This window comes from Sphingopyxis fribergensis, assembly GCF_000803645.1.
GTDB classification, from domain to species: Bacteria; Pseudomonadota; Alphaproteobacteria; order Sphingomonadales; family Sphingomonadaceae; genus Sphingopyxis; species Sphingopyxis fribergensis.
The window spans coordinates 3,217,418-3,233,334 of record NZ_CP009122.1 but is presented as its reverse complement, the minus strand read 5'-3'; the positions used below and the strand labels follow the sequence as shown (position 1 = coordinate 3,233,334).

Below are 15,917 nucleotides of genomic sequence, written 5' to 3'. Positions count from 1 at the left end.
GATGTACGATCAGTTCTATGGTTTTACCGGGCGTCCGTTCCAGCTGACGCCAGACCCGCATTTCTATTTCGAAAGCGGCACGCACCGCAAAGCGATGTCCTACCTCGGTTACGGCCTCGCGCAGGGCGAAGGCTTCATCGTCATCACCGGCGACGTCGGCGCGGGCAAGACGACGCTTGTTGGCCATCTGATGAACACGATCGACCCGAACCGCCTGACCGCGGTCAAGCTGGTGTCCACGCAGGTCGAGGGCGACGATCTTCTCCGCCTCGTCGCCGAACAATTCGGCATCGAGTGGGAAGGGCAGAGCAAGGCCGAGCTGCTGCGCTCGATGGAGGAATATCTTCGCGAACAAGCGCGCGCCGGTCGCCGCACGCTGCTGATCGTCGACGAAGGACAGAATCTCGCCATCTCGGCGCTTGAAGAGCTGCGCATGCTCTCGAACTTCCAGCTTGGCGGTCATTCGCTGCTCCAGATCTTCCTGCTCGGTCAGCCCGAATTCCGCCAGACGCTCTTCCACTCGCCGACGCTCGAACAGCTGCGCCAGCGGGTGATCGCGACGCACCACCTCGACCCGATGGAGCCTGAGGAGGTCGAACCCTATATCCTCCACCGCCTCGGCAAGGTCGGCTGGACGGGGAATCCCAGCTTCAGCCCCGACGCGTTCGAGGAAATCTTCGATTACAGCGAAGGCGTGCCGCGCAAATTGAACGTGCTGGTCAGCCGTTTGCTGCTTTACGGCGCGGTCGAACAGATGCACCGCATCACCGCGCAGAACGTGCGCTCGGTGGTTGCGGAGATCGAGGCCGATCGCGGTATCGACGCGGCAACGCTCACGCCGCTGCCCGTCGACGACGTCGTCGCCGCTGCCGCAACCGCGGTCGCGCCGACCCCGGCGCCCTTCGCTGCACCGCAAGCCGCGAACGAAACCACACTCGAATGGCCGGCACGCGCCGCGGCGCCGGTTGCCGACGGTCCGGCGCCCTTCGCCGCGCCTGCCGATCCCGTGCTCGCCGAACCTACACCGGTCGTCACGCAGACCTCGCCCGACCCGACTCCGGCCTTGCCCACGGTCGACCCCGAACAGCTCGCCGCGCTCGAAAAGCAGATTGCGTCGCTCGAGGACCGCCTCGTCGAACAGGATGCCGCGCTCCGCCGCGTGCTCGACTTGCTGATCGAATGGGTCGAGCGCGATCCCGAAAATGCACCCAATCCGGCAAATTCGCGGACCTGGGCTGCCTGACAACCCGGCCGAAATCGGCTATCCCGCTGATGAAGGTGACGAAAAATGCAGAACGGCCTGTCGGTCGATGTCGAGGACTGGTTCCAGGTCGGCGCCTTTGAGCGCACGATCGACCGTGCCGACTGGCCGACCCTCGAATGCCGCGTCGAGGCGAATTGCGACACGGTGCTGCAGATTTTCGCCGAGGCGGGGGCAAAGGGAACCTTCTTCACGCTGGGCTGGGTTGCCGAACGCTATCCCGCGCTGATCAAGCGCATCGTTGCGGCGGGGCACGAGCTTGCCAGCCACGGCTATGACCATAAGCGCGTCTTCAACATGACCGCCGACGAATTTGCGGCGGACCTCCGGAAGACGCGGGCGATCCTCGAAGACCTCGGCGGGGTTGCGATCCACGGCTATCGCGCGCCGAGCTTCTCGGTCGATACGCGCACGCCCTGGGCGCATGCCGTGCTCGCCGAACAGGGCTATGCCTATTCGTCGAGCGTCGCGCCCGTCGTCCACGATCATTATGGTTGGCCGCAAAGCCCGCGCCATGCCTGGCGCCCGCTCCCCGACAGCGACCTTGTCGAATGGCCGGTCACCACCGCGCGCTTTGCCGGACGCACGCTGGCCGCGGGCGGCGGCGGTTTCATGCGGATGCTGCCTTATCGCTTCACGCGCTGGGCGATCGCGCGAATGAACGAGGAAGGGCATCCGGCGATCCTCTATTTCCATCCGTGGGAAATCGACCCCGGCCAGCCGCGCGTCGCAGATGCGCCGATGCGGTCGAAGATCCGGCATTACAGCGGCTTGTCGGCGATGGCCGGCAAGCTGAAGAAATTGCTCACCGATTTCGAATGGACCCGGGCCGACGCCTTGCTCTTCGCGCAGCAACAGCGCGCATTGCCCTGGCGCGCCGCGGCGTGAACGCGCCGACGCTTCCCGCGAAGGACGGATTTTCCGGCACGCCACTGTCTGATGCGGTCGCATGGGATGCCTATGTCGCCGCGCACCCGGACGCGACCCCCTTTCAAAGCCGCAGCTGGTGCGAGGCGATCACCAAGGCGACCGGCCACCGCTGCCATCTCGTCACCGCGCGCGATGCCGAAGGCAGGGTGACCGGTCTCCTGCCGCTCCATCATATCCGCTCGCGACTATTCGGGCAGGCGCTGGTCGCCAGCGGTTTCGCGGTGGGCGGCGGCATCCTCGCCGACAATGCGGCCGTGGCGGCGACGCTCGCGCAAGGCGCGGCCGACATGGCCCGCTCACTCGGCGTTCCATCGGTCGAACTGCGCGGGGGTCCCCTGCCCGAGGGCTGGCAGGTCGAGGAAGGCACTTACGCCGGCTTCGCCCGCGACCTCGCCCTCGACGACGACGCCGAACTCCTAGGTATCCCGCGCAAACAGCGCGCCGAGGTTCGCAAGGCGCTCGAAAGCGGCCTCACCGTCACCACCGGCCGTTCCGAACAGGACCAACGCGACCATTATCGCATCTATGCGACCAGCGTCCGCAACCTCGGCACCCCAGTTTTCCCTAAATCATTGTTTTCATGCGTAATTGACGCCTTCGGCGACGATGCCGACATCCTCAATGTGCGCAATGATCGTGAAGTTGTGGCCAGCGTCCTCAGCCTCACTTGGCGCGGCACCGTCATGCCCTATTGGGGCGGCGGCACCACCGACGCCCGCCGCCTCCGCGCCAACGAACTCATGTACTTCGCCCTGATGCGTCACGCGCGAACCAAGGGTTGCACGCGCTTCGATTTTGGCCGGTCGAAGATTGGGACCGGGCCCTTCGCCTACAAGAAGAATTGGGGTTTCGAGCCCCAGCCGCTCGTCTACGCCCGCTGGCTCGCGCCGGGCGAGGTCGCGCGCGACACCAATCCGAACAGCGCCAAATACCGGCTGCAGGTCGACCTGTGGAAGAAACTGCCGCTGTGGGCGGCGAACCGGATCGGGCCGCTGATCGCGCGCGGGCTGGGGTAATGGCCGAAATCCTGTTCCTCGTTCACCGCGCGCCCTGGCCCCCCGACCGCGGCGACCGGATCCGCAGCTGGCATATGTTCGAAGCGCTGGCGAAGCTCGCGCCCCTCCATGTCGCGGCGTTCGCCGACAATAAGAAAGAGGCCGAATCTGCGCGCAAGAAAATGGCGCCACTTTGCAAGAGCCTGACGATCGAAGTGCGCGATGCTTCGCGTCTATTGGCGCTGGCGCAAGCGGTGCTGCACGGCGAGCCCGTATCGAACCGGCTGTTCCGCAATGCGACGCTGGCGCGCCATGTCGATGAACTGACTGGCGGAGGCGGCATCACGCATATCGTCGCCTTCTCGGGCCAGATGGCGCAATATATCCCGGCCGCTTTCAACGGTCCGGTGCTGATGGATTTCGTCGACGTCGACTCCGCCAAATTCGCAACCTACGCCGAACAGGACAAACGCCTGCCGCTGAACTGGGTGCATCGACGCGAAGCGCGCGTGCTTGGCGCTTACGAGGCCGAAGTCGCACGCCGCGTCGATGCCAGCCTATTCGTCAGCGAGGCGGAGGCGGCGCTGTTTCGTAGCCGCAGCGGGCTGGGCGCCGGCAAGGTGCGCGCGGTCGAGAATGGCATCGACACCGATCGCTTCGATCCGGCGGTGATGCTGGAACCTGTCGGCGTTGGCGAGGGACCGCTCGCAGTCTTCACCGGCCAGATGGATTATCGCCCCAATATCGACGCAGTGCGCTGGTTCGCGGCCGACATCCTGCCGTTGATCCGCAACCGTCAACCGCAAGCGCGCTTTGCGATCGTCGGCCGCGCACCGACCGATGAGGTGCGCGCGCTCGCAACACTCCCCGGCGTGACGGTGACCGGCGAGGTTCCCGATGTGCGCCCCTGGCTCGCCGCCGCCGACGCGGTGGTCGCGCCGCTGCTGCTGGCGCGCGGCGTGCAGAACAAGCTGCTCGAGGCGATGGCGATGGCGCGCCCGGTTGTTGCAAGCGCCGCCGCGGCCGAAGGGGTCGATGCGACGCCGGGCGAACATCTGCTCGTCGCCGACGATACTGCCGCGATGGCCGACGCCGTATGTTCGCTTTTCGACGACCGCGGCACGGCGGCAAAGATGGGGCAGGCGGCGCGTGCGCGGATGACCGTGCGCTATGGCTGGGACGCCCGGCTCGCGCCGCTCGGCGATCTACTGGGATTGCCAGCATGACGCTGTGGCAACGCCACCTTGGCGCGCTGGCGCTGCTGTCGGCGGCGATCTTTGCGATCTTCTGGCGCGAGGCTGCCGATGTCGCGGGCATCTGGTGGAACAGTTCGACCTTCACCCATTGCCTGTTGATCGTGCCGATGATCGGCTGGCTGGTGTCGCAGCGTATCGCGCTGCTGCGGCCGCTGACGCCGGTCTTTTGGTGGCCGGGGCTGATATGGATGGCGGGCGCGGGGCTGGTGTGGCTCGTCGGCGAGGCTGCGGGTGTCGCCCTGTTCCGCCAACTCGGCCTGATCCTGATGCTGCAGGGCGCGGTTGCGGCGGCGCTCGGCGAAAAGCTTGTGCGCGGACTGCTCTTCCCGCTCGGCTATGCGCTGCTGCTGGTGCCATTCGGCGAGGAATTGGTGCCGCTGCTCCAGACGCTCACCGCGCATATCAGCATGGTGCTGCTCCATCTGTCGGGCATCCGGGCGGAGATGGAGGGTGTCTTCATCACCACCCCCGCCGGCTTCTTCGAGGTTGCCGAAGCGTGCTCGGGGGTCAATTTCCTGATTGCGATGCTCGCTTACGCCACATTCGCGGCGCATCTGTGCTTTCGTAGCTGGACGCGGCGGATCATTTTCGTCCTGCTCGCGCTGGCAACGACGATCCTCGCCAACGCGCTGCGCGCATACGGCACGATGGTCGCCGCTGAAATCTGGGGGATCGAGGCTGCGGGGGGAATCGACCATGTCTTTTACGGATGGTTCTTCTTCGGCGCGGTAATCCTGCTTGTCATGCTCGTCGCGCGTCGCTGGTTCGACCGGCCGGCGAACGATGCGGCGGTCGATGTGCGCGGGCTGGCGGGTGTGCCGCGCTTTGCCGGGCCGGAAAAAGCGGTGTTGCCTGCGGCGCTTGCGATTCCCTTGCTGTTCGTCGGCTGGGGTCATCTGGTGGGTAGTCGCAGCGCCACACTATCCGATATTTCGATAAAGGCGCCGCCGGGATGGAGCGAGGCGCGGGCTGAGGGGACGACGTGGGCCCCGCGTTTCGACGGGGCCGATCGGCGGCAGTTGCACCATTTTTCCAATGACAGGGGACAAGCAGTGGCCGTCGCGATGGGCGGCTACGAACGGCAGGCCGAAGGCCGCGAAGTTGTCGCATTCGGTCAAGGCGCGATCGACCCCGACAGCAAGTGGGCGTGGAGCGCGCCGCTGCCGTCGATCGAGGGGGCGAAGACCGAACGGCTGTTGCATCCCGGCCCAGTGCTGCGCGACGTTGCGACCTGGTATGCCGTTGGCGGCGACGTGACCGGCGATCCGCGCCGCGCGAAACTTGCGGGCCTCAAGGCGCGACTGTTCGGCGGCGACCCGCGTGCGCTGTCGTTGATCATATCGAGCGAAGAGCGTCAGGGCGGACGCAATGCGATAGAGGATTTCGTTTCCGCGTCGGGCGGAGCCAAAGCGATGGCTGACCGCGCGCTCAAAACCCGCTAGGCCTCGGCTATATGTGTGGGATCGCGGGCATCTATCATCTGGAGACGGCCAAGCCGGTCGACCCCGCACGCCTTCGCGCGATGCTCCAGCCGATGCAGCACCGCGGCCCCGACGGATCGGGCGAATGGACCGCGCCCGGCGTCGGGCTCGGTCACCTTCGCCTCTCGATCATCGATATCGCGGGCAGTCCGCAACCGATGGCGAGCGACGATGAACTCGTGACGCTCACCTATAATGGCGAAATCTACAATTTCCGCGAACTCCGCGCCGAACTTGAGGATCGCGGTCACCGGTTCCGCACCAGCGGCGACACCGAGGTCATCATCGCCGCGTGGCGCCAATGGGGTCCGGATTGCCTGTCGCGGCTCAACGGCATGTTCGCCTTTGCGATCCACGATCATCAACGCGGTTGCCTGTTTCTCGCGCGCGACCGGCTGGGGGTAAAGCCGCTCCATTATGTTCGCCTGTCCGATGGGTCGGTGGCGTTCGCATCGGAATTGAAGGGCCTGCTCCGCAATCCGCTTCTGCGGCAGGAAGCGAATCTGACCGCGATCGAGGATTTCCTCGCCTTCGGCTATGTCCCCGACGACAATTGTATCGTGGCCGGTGTCGAAAATTGCCCGCCGGCCATTATCTGATGCTCGAGCGCGGCAAGCCCGTGCCCGCGCCGACGCGCTGGTGGGCGCCCGATTTCTCGAAACGCATCCGCGCGAGCGAAGGCGAGGCGGCCGAGCATCTCGTCCATCTGATGCGCGCCGCAGTGACCGACCGCATGGTGTCCGACGTGCCGCTCGGTGCCTTTCTGTCGGGTGGGGTCGACAGTAGCGCGGTTGTTGCGTTGATGGCCGAGGCGAGCGCGAAGGCGGTCAAGACCTGCACCATCGGCTTCGATCAGGCAGCGCTCGACGAAACGGCCTACGCCCAGCAGATCGCCGAGCGTTTCGCGACCGATCATCGCGCGCGCACCGTGTCGTCGGGCGACTTCACGCTCGTCGACAAGATTGCCGATCACTTCGACGAACCCTTTGCCGATGCCAGCGCACTGCCGACCTATCGCGTCTGCGAACTGGCGCGCGAAGAGGTGACGGTAGCGCTATCGGGCGACGGCGCCGACGAAGCCTTCGCGGGATACCGCCGCCTTGTGTTCCAGCACCAGGAAGAAAGGCTTCGCGGCCTGATTCCCGGCTTCTTGCGTCGCGGCCTGCTCGGCCCCTTGTCGCACGTCTGGCCGCAAATGGATTGGGCGCCGCGCCCGCTGCGCGCCCGCGCGACGCTCGCCAGCCTGTCGAAAAGCGGCGCTGAGGGTTATGCCGAGGCGGTTGGGGTGACGGGGCAGGCGCAACGATCGCGTCTGTTCAACGACGCCGCGCATCATGCACTCGGCGATCATGTCGCAGAGACGCGGTACTGGAAAGCGATGGCCGAGGCTCCCGCGCGCGAGCCACTCGACCGCGCGCAATATGCCGACCTGCAAATCTGGCTACCCGGCGACATCCTGACCAAGACCGACCGGATGAGCATGGCGGTCAGCCTGGAGGCGCGCGAGCCGCTGCTTGATTACCGGTTGATCGAATTCGCCGCGAGCCTGCCCGCGTCGATGCGTGTCAAGCGCGGGACGGGCAAGGCGATCATGAAGCAGGCGATGGAACGCTATCTGCCGCACGATATCCTGTACCGCCCGAAAATGGGTTTTGTGACGCCGGTATCGCACTGGTTCCGCGGTCCGCTCGCCCAGCAGGCGAAGGCGCTCGCGGCCTCTTCGACGCTCGCGCGTTCGGGCTGGTTCGACATGGCCGAAATCGAACGCATCGTTGCGGCGCACCAGTCGGGGCGGCGCGATCATGGGCGGCTGATCTGGCAATTTTTCATGCTCGAAAAATCGCTGGCGAAGCTGTTCGGGATCTGATTTCGCCTTAGCGAAAGGGCGGGGCGCGATGCGATTTGCCACCCATCCTTAACGCTTGGCTGCTAGGCTCGCTGCCGATGACGGTCCATCCTGCCTTTCCGACGAGCGCTGCCGAAGCCGCTCCGCTCACCGTGCGCGTCGTCGATCCGCTGGCGCTGTCACCGGACCTTGCCGCGCAGTGGGATCGACTGGCGGACGACGCAAGCGAACCCAATCCCTTTGCCGAGCGCTGGTGTCTGCAGTCTGCGCTGCACCTGCTCGATCCCGACCGTCACGCGCGTCTCGTCCTTGTCCGCGACGGCAGCGACGGGCCGGTGATCGGCATCATGCCCCTCGCGGCCGCGACGCATTATGGCCGCATTCCGCTGCGTCACGTCACCGGCTGGACACATCACAATCATTTTCACGGCGCGCCGCTGGTGCGCGCAGGTTTCGAACGCCTGTTCTGGTCGATCCTGCTCGGCTGGTGCGACGCGGCGCCGTGGGCGCGCACGCTCGTACATGTGCCGCGGCTGACCGAAGACGGCCCGCTCCACCGCGCGCTCGTCGACGTCGCGCGGATGCGCGGCGGCGCGGCGGAGGCGGTGCACCGCGAGGAGCGCGCGCTGCTCGAAAGCGATCTGTCGCCCGAGGATTATTGGGACGCCGCGGTGCGCGCGAAAAAGCGTAAAGAATTGCGGCGGCAGGCGAACCGCCTCGCCGAACAGGGCGCCATCGCGTTTCGCCGTTGGCGGCCGGGCGAGGCGGTCGATCCGTGGATCGACGCCTTCCTCGACCTCGAGGCGCGCGGTTGGAAGGGGCGCGCCAAATCCGCGCTTGCGAGCCAGAGCGATACGCAGGCGTGGTTCCGCGCGATTCTTGCTGCGGCAGGAGATGCGGGCCGGCTCGACATGCGCGCGCTCGACCTCGACGACCGTCCACTCGCGATGCTCGTCAACTTCCTTTGTCCGCCCGGCGGCTTCTCGTTCAAGACTGCGTTCGACGAGGATTATGCCCGCTTCTCGCCCGGCGTGCTGCTGCAACAGGCGAACCTTGAACTGCTCGACGACCCGCACATCGCCTGGGTCGATAGCTGTGCCGCGCCCGGCCATCCGATGATCGACAGCGTCTGGCGCGAACGCCGCGCACTCATATGGGTCAATGTTCCGTTGTCGGCGCCATCCGACCGCCTCCGCTTCGCCATGCTGACGAAGACCGAGCGGCTGTGGCGGCGCTGGAAGGGTGCCTCAGCAGCCGAAAATGAAGTAGAAAGCCCGTCATGACCGCGCACCAGTCGATCACTAGCCCGGTATTTTCCGCCGAAACGCTCGAGCGGATGGCTGCCCTCTACCCGCTACAGGCAGGGCTGCTGCATCATCGTCTGCCTGACCATCCGTTGCTCTCGCTGGAAGCGCTCGCACAGCTCGGCGAAAGCCTGCCCGCGAACGAGGTTGAATATAATCCGGGCAATGTGCCGATCGGCATCGTTCCGGAAGATATCCCGTCGAACGGGCTGTCAATCGGCGAGACGATCCGGACGATCGACAGCAACGGCAGCTGGGCGGTGCTAAAGAATATCGAGAATGTCCCTGCCTATCGCGCGCTGCTGATGGACCTGCTTGGCGAGCTGAAATCGGTGGTCGAGCCGCGCACCGGCGCGATGCTGACGCCGCAGGGTTTCATCTTCATCTCGTCGCCGGGATCGATCACGCCGTTTCATTTCGATCCCGAGCATAATATCCTGCTGCAATTGCGCGGTACCAAGGTGATGAACGTCTGGCCGTCGGGCGACGAACGCTTCGCCCACCGCCGCGAGCACGAACGCTACCACACCGGCGGCCATCGCAACCTGCCGTGGCAGAATGCCTATCAGGGCGACGCGCAGCAGGTGCCGCTCGGCCCCGGCGACGCGGTGCTGATGCCGGTGATGGCGCCGCATTTCGTCGCCAATGGCGACGCACCTTCGATCTCGCTGTCGATCACCTGGCGCAGCGAATGGAGCTATCGCGAGTCCGAGGCGCACGCCGCCAATGCGACGCTCCGCCGGATGGGGCTCGACCCCGCGATGCCGCCACGCTGGCCGAGCTATGCGTGGGCGAAAACAGTCGGCTGGCGTATCGCGCGCCGGCTGCGGCTGGTGTCGTGAAAACCCCGCGACAGATTGCTTTCAATTGCCGCAAATTGCGGTTATGGGCCCGCATCCTTGATTTCGAGCCCATAGAGGACTGATGGCGAAAGAAGAACTTCTGGAAATGCGCGGCCAAGTGGTCGAACTGCTGCCCAACGCGATGTTTCGCGTCAAACTGGAAAATGACCACGAGATTCTGGGTCACACCGCCGGCAAGATGCGTAAGAACCGTATTCGTGTTCTGGTGGGCGACGAAGTCCTCGTCGAGCTCACCCCCTATGACCTGACCAAGGGTCGGATCACCTATCGCTTCAAGTGAGCAGCGCGGCGAACTCTCCCGCGCTGGTGCTTGCTTCGACATCGCCGCGCCGGCGTGAATTGCTGGCGCGGATCGGCCTTGTGCCGACGCGCATCGCCGCGCCTGAAATCGACGAAACGCCGCTCAAGGCGGAGCTGCCGCGCGACTATGTCGCGCGGCTCGCCAGGAACAAGGCGCTGGCCGTCGAGCGCGGGCCGGACGAGGTCGTGCTTGCCGGCGACACCACCGTCGCGGTTGGCCGCCGTATCCTGGAAAAGCCCGCCGACGAGGCCGATCTGCGCCGCATGCTGGGCCTGCTCTCGGGTCGGCGGCACCATGTCTATTCGGGGATTTGCGTCGTCGGAACCGATGGAAAAGCGCGCGTGCGCGTCGTCGACACGGTCGTCGCGTTCAAGGCACTGAGCGCCGCCGAGATCGACCGCTATGTCGAATCGGGTGAGGGCATGGGCAAGGCGGGTGGCTATGCGATCCAGGGTCGGGCCGAGACTTTTGTCCGCTTCCTGTCGGGCAGCCATTCGAACGTCGTCGGTCTGCCGCTGTTCGAAACGCGCGCGCTGCTGACGAGCGCCGGAATCGCGCTTGGCTGAGTGGCTCTACGAAGCCGGGATTGGCGAGGTCCGCGCGGCGCTGGTCGAGGATGGCGAAATCATCGAAGCGCGGATCGAGCGCGACGGTGAGGGGCCGCGCGTGGGCGCGATCGTCGCCGCGAAGCTCGTCGAGGCGGCGCGGGGCAAGGGTGGGCTGATCGTGCTTGATTGTCCCGGCGCTCCCCAGGCAACGCTCGTGGAGGTGCCGGCGTCGACGGCCACGGGCGCGCGGCTCACGGTCGAGATCACCCGCATGGCGCTGCGTGAACGCGGGCGCGACAAGCCGGCGCGAGCGCGGCTCGCCGAACCCGGCGGGGCGCTGGCTGCTGGACCGGATTTGCGCGCGCGTATCGCGGCGAGCGGTACGCCCGTGGTCGATCTCAGATCGACAGATCCCGACCGCCTCGAACAGGCGGGATGGTCCGAATTGATCGATTGCGTACGCGCCGGACATTGGCCGTTCGACAGCGGCGCGCTGTGGGTCGATGCGACCCCCGCGATGGTGCTGATCGATATCGACGGCGAAGGCGATGCGCTGGCGCTCGCCAGGTCGGGCGCGCGCGCGGCCGCGGCGGTGATCCGCCGTTGCGACATCGGCGGCTCGATCGGCATCGATTTTCCGTCGCTTCCCGATCGGGCGGGACGCCACGCGGTCGACGCGGCGGTCGATGCCGCGTTGCCGGCGCCGTTCGAGCGCACTGCCGTAAACGGCTTTGGCCTGATGCAGATCATCCGTCGCCGCGATCGTCCTTCGTTGATCGAGCAGGTCTGTCTCGATCCCGTCGCGACCGATGCCGCTTTGCTGCTAAGGCAGGGCGAGCGTGCGCAGGGAACGGGCGCGTTGACCCTGACCGCGCGTGCCAGCGTAATCGATCATATCGCGGCGCATCCGGCGTGGGTCCACGCGCTGCAGAATCGGTCCGGCCGCCCTGTTTTCCTGGTGGCGGACGCGGCCATGAAAGGAGCGGGTCATGCCCAGTAAACCACCGCGCTGTCCGCTGTGCGGCAAGCCGCGTGAGCCTGAATTTAAACCCTTTTGCAGTCGCGGTTGCCGCGACCGCGACCTGTTGACCTGGTTCGGCGAAGGCTATCGCGTCCCGGTCGATCAGGCGCCCGACGGCACCGCCGACGACGATCGTTTCGACGATAACTGACGCTGAAATCGAGCGTCACAAAGCCTCTGGACAGGATGCGAAGCCCTGCCTATAGCCGCCGCTCGCCAGCGCGACCGACCGGTCGCATCGGCCGTGCCCGGGTAGCTCAGTTGGTAGAGCATGCGATTGAAAATCGCAGTGTCGGCGGTTCGACCCCGTCCCCGGGCACCACTTTCCTGACATTGGTGTCGCGTTCCATATTCACTGACTCAACACAGTGTCGACAAGTCAAGGCTTTCACCGAGTTTTCGGCTAAGTGCTGTTTTGGGCGCGGACTCTTTATTCCGGCCTCGCTGACTCAAATGGCTTAGAATTCCGCATTTGCTGACTCCCGAATGTCTGAACGACTTCAGACCGGCGCCAAATGTTGCTCTTGTGAAGCGTAGCCGCTGGGCAAAAGCCGGCTTCCGCCATCGTTTTAGCGAAGCTTCGCCCTGAGCCGTCGAACCATTTCGAAATCTCGGCTGGAAAGATGTAGGTCGTGCGAAATGCGTCAAGGTCCTTGAGCAAAAACCCGTTGGTGTATTTACGCAGGAGACCGCCTTCGACGGCCCGACCAAGCACAACATCATTTACACCTATTATGGGCGCTGCCGTACAAGCAGGAATGTGAAAGTCCGGAAGCGGAAGAGCTCTCGCTGCGGCGAGATGGCTATGCAACGCGGCGGGATGCGCGACCACTTTTTCGCTCCAGCTCTTGCCCTCAGCAGCTAGAAACGCTTGCACCTCGCCACTTCTGATGGCCAGAAATACGCTTGACCACGCAAACGGAGACAGATCGCCCGCCAATTGGTCCGAGAGGCTGATTAGATTGGCGTCATCGATCGGTGGCGGTAGTGCCGCCAATAATTGATACACCGACGCGACAGATGCGGAATCCAGCAGTGGTTGCCGAGAGAGGACCCGCACATTCGGATTTAGAATTTGATCAACAATTCCGTGTTCGATAAGCGTACTGATCACATACGCAGGCACACCCATTTCATTTGAGAATTTGAAAATGCCCATGCCTGATCTCATTAGGTTTCGTGGACAAAGCTTGACTGTGGACTCGGTCGCTGATTCAAGGCTGGCTTTTGGAGGCAACCTTGGGCGAGCGGATCGGCGTTACAGACGAAGAATGGGAAGTGATCGGGGCGCTTCTGCCGCCTGAACATGGTCGTGGATGCCGCCCCGCACAGGATAACCGCCCGTATTTCGAAGGCATGATGTGGATCGCCCGGACCGGCGCGCAGTGGCGGCATCTGCCCGATGAGTACGGCAAGTGGAACAGCGTGTTCCGGCGCTATCGACGCTGGGTCACGACCGGCGTGTTCGATGCCATGCTCGAGACGTTGGGCGAGTTGGCGGGGCGCGATACATCCGCCGACATGATCGATAGCACGGTGGTCCGGGCACATCATTGTGCCGTCGGCATAAAAAGGGGACTCAGCAAACCGAGGCGCTTGGCCGATCGCGAGGCGGCTTCTCCACCAAGCTCCACGCCAGATGCGACGCCAGAGGTCTCCCGCTCGGCTTCGTGCTGACACCCGGACAGGCGCACGATGTGCAGGGCTTTGCTCCGCTGTTCCGCATGATTAGCGACCGGATCGAGGCCTTCCTGGCTGATCGGGGCTACGATGCCAACGCCATCCGCAAGGAGATCGAGGCAGCCGGTGTAGAGGCGGTGATCCCGGCCAAGGTCAACCGGCGCAATCCCGCCCCGCACGATCGCGCGAAATACAAATGGCGCAACCTGATCGAGCGTCTGTTCAACAAGCTCAAGAACTGGCGGCGTGTCGCCACCCGCTACGACAAAACCAAGGAATCTTACCTCGGCTTCGTCGCACTCGCCTCAGTCAAACTATGGATACCCTTTGTCCACGAAACCTAGTTCGACAGCTGTTTGCAATCTGGCGCGATCAAACAGATGGACCCCGGTCTCGCCGACAGATTTTTCGAGCAGGCAGTCCCCGCCTGCGGAAAGTCGTTTCAGCAATTTGTCACTGACGTTGAACTCTCGCATAGCGTCCCACATCGCGATTGAATTTGTTCGCTCGGAGCACAGCGCGCGTGACCGCGAATATACTTTAAGAGGCAAATTGAGTTCTCGGAGTATGACGCCTACGCGCTCCTCGACAAGATAGCAGAGCGGAGTTTTGGATTTCGAATAACAGAACCGCCCAATTGGTCCCAAAACTTGTCTGAGATTGCCGGAACTCCTGCGCGTATCTATAATCTTACTCAACAACTCGTCGATGGCGGTAGGCCAACCTTTCAGCAAATCCCAGCCTTGGAAAATTCCTTTATCTCCTAGTGAGGAGAAATCACCGGCAGCCAGTTTACGCCAAAGGTCGCGACAACTGGCGCGGTCGGCGTTGTGGGCCAGTGCGCCCAACTCGACCACGGCCGCAAAAATGTCGCCATGGCGCCAGTCGCGAAAGGGGCAAGGAAGTAATGCGGCAGAATTTTTACGCCGCTCGTCATCCATGTCGACTAGCGCGGCGATATCTCGATACGCTGCTCGGCGTGCAATCGGCAATTTACGTGCGAAGCCAAGAAGCGGCTGTTCACAATGCTCACATGTCGAAACACCGAGCGATCGGGTCCAGCCGAGCAATTTGCCGCATGACGGACAATTTGATTGAAGCAGGTCGAACTTTTCCGGACAGTAGCGAAGGGGCTTGATCATCCAGACGCTTCGCGCATACGGCGCGGCTTGAACCGCGGCGAATGACATGCGTCTGACATTTGCTTCGACAAATCGTCGTTCAAGCGATGTACCAAACCAATCAATGCTTGTGGCGGTCGGACCGTCGACGCGAGGCAGCATCCGAAGAGCAACCTCGGTCGGCGAGACACCAATAAGTTGCCCGATGTCTGTCGAGGCCCCTGACTGCGTGAACGGCACATAGGCGGTGCGGGGCGCTGTGACATTCGCATGCTGAAGCAATATGGCTGTTGCAGGTATTACATTTGCATCAGCCGAACGCGCGATTGCCGAAAGCAAGCTTTCATCCGGATGGATTGCAACTGGGGCACACAAAGCTCGTGTCACGGCGCTGCAACCATGCGACGAACCGGGCCAAGGCCGTCACGCAAAGGGTTGCGGTGGTATAAGCCCTTGCTAATTGCCCGATCAGTTGCCCCAATTAAGTCAGCCTTCTCTACAATCGTTTTTGATTTGGTCGCGGCAATATGGACCGCATCCTTGACGAGGTTACACGCAGCTCCGAGGACGCCTTGCGAGACTTCCAGAATGCCTGCCGGGATTTCATCCGTAAGCAGATGGTGAAGCTCGCCGGCCCCGACCTGTTCCGATTTCACTAAATAATCCGACAAAAACGTCCAAAATAGGTCGAGATCGGCAGGCGATGTCGGATCGAGAGGATGGAGGTCGATATGGTCTTCGGTACGATGCGCCAATTGAGGGTTCCCATTGAAAGGCTTTCGGGCTTCCTCAAGCCCCGACACCACGATCGGACAGCTTCCCGTGATCAGGAGGCGTTTGACGGTCTCGCTGACCGACATGACGACCTTGCGGTTGTCGCTGTGCACGAGGTGGTGAAACTCATCGAGGAATAGGACTTGGACCTTCCTCGCAGCGAGATAGTTTGCCGCCCGCCTCAAAAGCTGAGCTTCGGTGCCGGATTCTACCAAGGCGTTGCAGCCAAAGTTTTCGAACGCTTCCAGAATATCCTGAGCAAACTGTCGGCGAGTAATGTTGGCTCCGAGTGTCACTTTGAGTGCTGGAATTTCGCCGCTCTTCAATGCCTCGGGGGTGTTGAGCTTCTGAATATAGCTATCAATGATAGTCGTCTTTCCGGTCTGTGCAGGCGCAATCAGGCTTGCGCAACGCTTCGGCTGGCCGGGTTGCAAGCCGCTGAGCTCGACAAGGTAATCAAACGTTTTATGCGCTGCCCTTGCCCTCGGATTATCAATCACGATGCTGTCCATTAAGGCGCGGCGGTGGGCCGGAGA

At 63.6% G+C, this 15,917-nt stretch carries 14 protein-coding genes, 1 tRNA gene and 2 pseudogenes; 14 read left to right on the top strand and 3 right to left on the bottom strand.

Translation table 11 applies throughout. The features are described 5' to 3' along the window. Position 1: 1 nt before the first annotated feature. From SKP52_RS14935 to SKP52_RS14875, 13 genes and pseudogenes are all read left to right on the top strand, one after another. Positions 2 to 1,243 (top strand): XrtA/PEP-CTERM system-associated ATPase, encoded by a 1,242-nt coding sequence (locus tag SKP52_RS14935; RefSeq protein ID WP_039575997.1) that lies wholly within the window; start codon positions 2 to 4, stop codon positions 1,241 to 1,243. Between the two features lie 45 nt (positions 1,244 to 1,288). Further along, positions 1,289 to 2,149: an XrtA system polysaccharide deacetylase gene (locus tag SKP52_RS14930; RefSeq protein WP_039575995.1), complete on the top strand. Its 861-nt coding sequence runs from the start codon at positions 1,289 to 1,291 to the stop codon at positions 2,147 to 2,149. Next, entirely contained in the window at positions 2,146 to 3,207 is a 1,062-nt protein-coding gene (locus SKP52_RS14925; RefSeq protein WP_228383662.1) for a FemAB family XrtA/PEP-CTERM system-associated protein, read from the top strand. Before SKP52_RS14930 ends, SKP52_RS14925 begins: the two co-directional genes overlap by 4 nt. Continuing rightward, the gene (locus SKP52_RS14920) at positions 3,207 to 4,412 is read left to right on the top strand and encodes a TIGR03087 family PEP-CTERM/XrtA system glycosyltransferase (RefSeq protein WP_039575993.1); all 1,206 of its coding nucleotides are present in this window, start codon (positions 3,207 to 3,209) and stop codon (positions 4,410 to 4,412) included. Before SKP52_RS14925 ends, SKP52_RS14920 begins: the two co-directional genes overlap by 1 nt. Beyond that, positions 4,409 to 5,884, top strand: a complete 1,476-nt coding sequence (gene xrtA, locus SKP52_RS14915; protein ID WP_052208355.1) for an exosortase A — start codon at positions 4,409 to 4,411, stop codon at positions 5,882 to 5,884. Before SKP52_RS14920 ends, xrtA begins: the two co-directional genes overlap by 4 nt. Positions 5,885 to 5,895: 11 nt before the next feature. Further along, positions 5,896 to 7,790: pseudogene (locus tag SKP52_RS14910) on the top strand (XrtA/PEP-CTERM system amidotransferase). A 77-nt stretch (positions 7,791 to 7,867) separates the two neighbouring features. Further along, positions 7,868 to 9,052: a GNAT family N-acetyltransferase gene (locus SKP52_RS14905; RefSeq protein WP_039575991.1), complete on the top strand. Its 1,185-nt coding sequence runs from the start codon at positions 7,868 to 7,870 to the stop codon at positions 9,050 to 9,052. Continuing rightward, positions 9,049 to 9,915: a cupin-like domain-containing protein gene (locus SKP52_RS14900; RefSeq protein WP_039575989.1), complete on the top strand. Its 867-nt coding sequence runs from the start codon at positions 9,049 to 9,051 to the stop codon at positions 9,913 to 9,915. Before SKP52_RS14905 ends, SKP52_RS14900 begins: the two co-directional genes overlap by 4 nt. A gap of 82 nt (positions 9,916 to 9,997) precedes the next feature. Further along, positions 9,998 to 10,216: a translation initiation factor IF-1 gene (gene infA, locus SKP52_RS14895; RefSeq protein WP_010162480.1), complete on the top strand. Its 219-nt coding sequence runs from the start codon at positions 9,998 to 10,000 to the stop codon at positions 10,214 to 10,216. Beyond that, a complete protein-coding gene (locus SKP52_RS14890) occupies positions 10,213 to 10,803 on the top strand; it encodes a Maf family protein (RefSeq protein ID WP_081997395.1) in 591 nt (196 codons plus the stop codon). Before infA ends, SKP52_RS14890 begins: the two co-directional genes overlap by 4 nt. Then, positions 10,796 to 11,785 carry a ribonuclease gene (locus tag SKP52_RS14885; RefSeq protein ID WP_039575978.1) on the top strand — a complete coding sequence of 330 codons (990 nt, stop codon included), beginning with the start codon at positions 10,796 to 10,798 and terminating at the stop codon, positions 11,783 to 11,785. Before SKP52_RS14890 ends, SKP52_RS14885 begins: the two co-directional genes overlap by 8 nt. Beyond that, positions 11,775 to 11,957: a DNA gyrase inhibitor YacG gene (locus tag SKP52_RS14880; protein WP_039575976.1), complete on the top strand. Its 183-nt coding sequence runs from the start codon at positions 11,775 to 11,777 to the stop codon at positions 11,955 to 11,957. The genes SKP52_RS14885 and SKP52_RS14880 overlap by 11 nt, the downstream gene beginning before the upstream one ends. Positions 11,958 to 12,052: 95 nt before the next feature. Further along, positions 12,053 to 12,128 (top strand) — tRNA-Phe (locus SKP52_RS14875). A 108-nt stretch (positions 12,129 to 12,236) separates the two neighbouring features. Here SKP52_RS14875 and SKP52_RS14870 read toward each other — a convergent pair. Further along, complete coding sequence (locus SKP52_RS14870) at positions 12,237 to 12,965, bottom strand: hypothetical protein (RefSeq protein WP_039575974.1); 729 nt, start codon at positions 12,963 to 12,965, stop codon at positions 12,237 to 12,239. 119 nt (positions 12,966 to 13,084) lie between these two features. Here SKP52_RS14870 and SKP52_RS27485 point away from each other — a divergent pair. Further along, positions 13,085 to 13,830 (top strand): annotated as a pseudogene (locus SKP52_RS27485) (IS5 family transposase). Here SKP52_RS27485 and SKP52_RS26175 read toward each other — a convergent pair. Both SKP52_RS26175 and SKP52_RS14855 read right to left on the bottom strand, forming a co-directional pair. Continuing rightward, positions 13,801 to 14,946, bottom strand: a complete 1,146-nt coding sequence (locus SKP52_RS26175) for a hypothetical protein (RefSeq protein WP_148309149.1) — start codon at positions 14,944 to 14,946, stop codon at positions 13,801 to 13,803. The pseudogene SKP52_RS27485 and the gene SKP52_RS26175 sit on opposite strands and share 30 nt — an antisense overlap. Before the next feature lie 44 nt (positions 14,947 to 14,990). Further along, positions 14,991 to 15,893 carry a TniB family NTP-binding protein gene (locus SKP52_RS14855; RefSeq protein WP_228383661.1) on the bottom strand — a complete coding sequence of 301 codons (903 nt, stop codon included), beginning with the start codon at positions 15,891 to 15,893 and terminating at the stop codon, positions 14,991 to 14,993. Positions 15,894 to 15,917 lie beyond the last annotated feature (24 nt).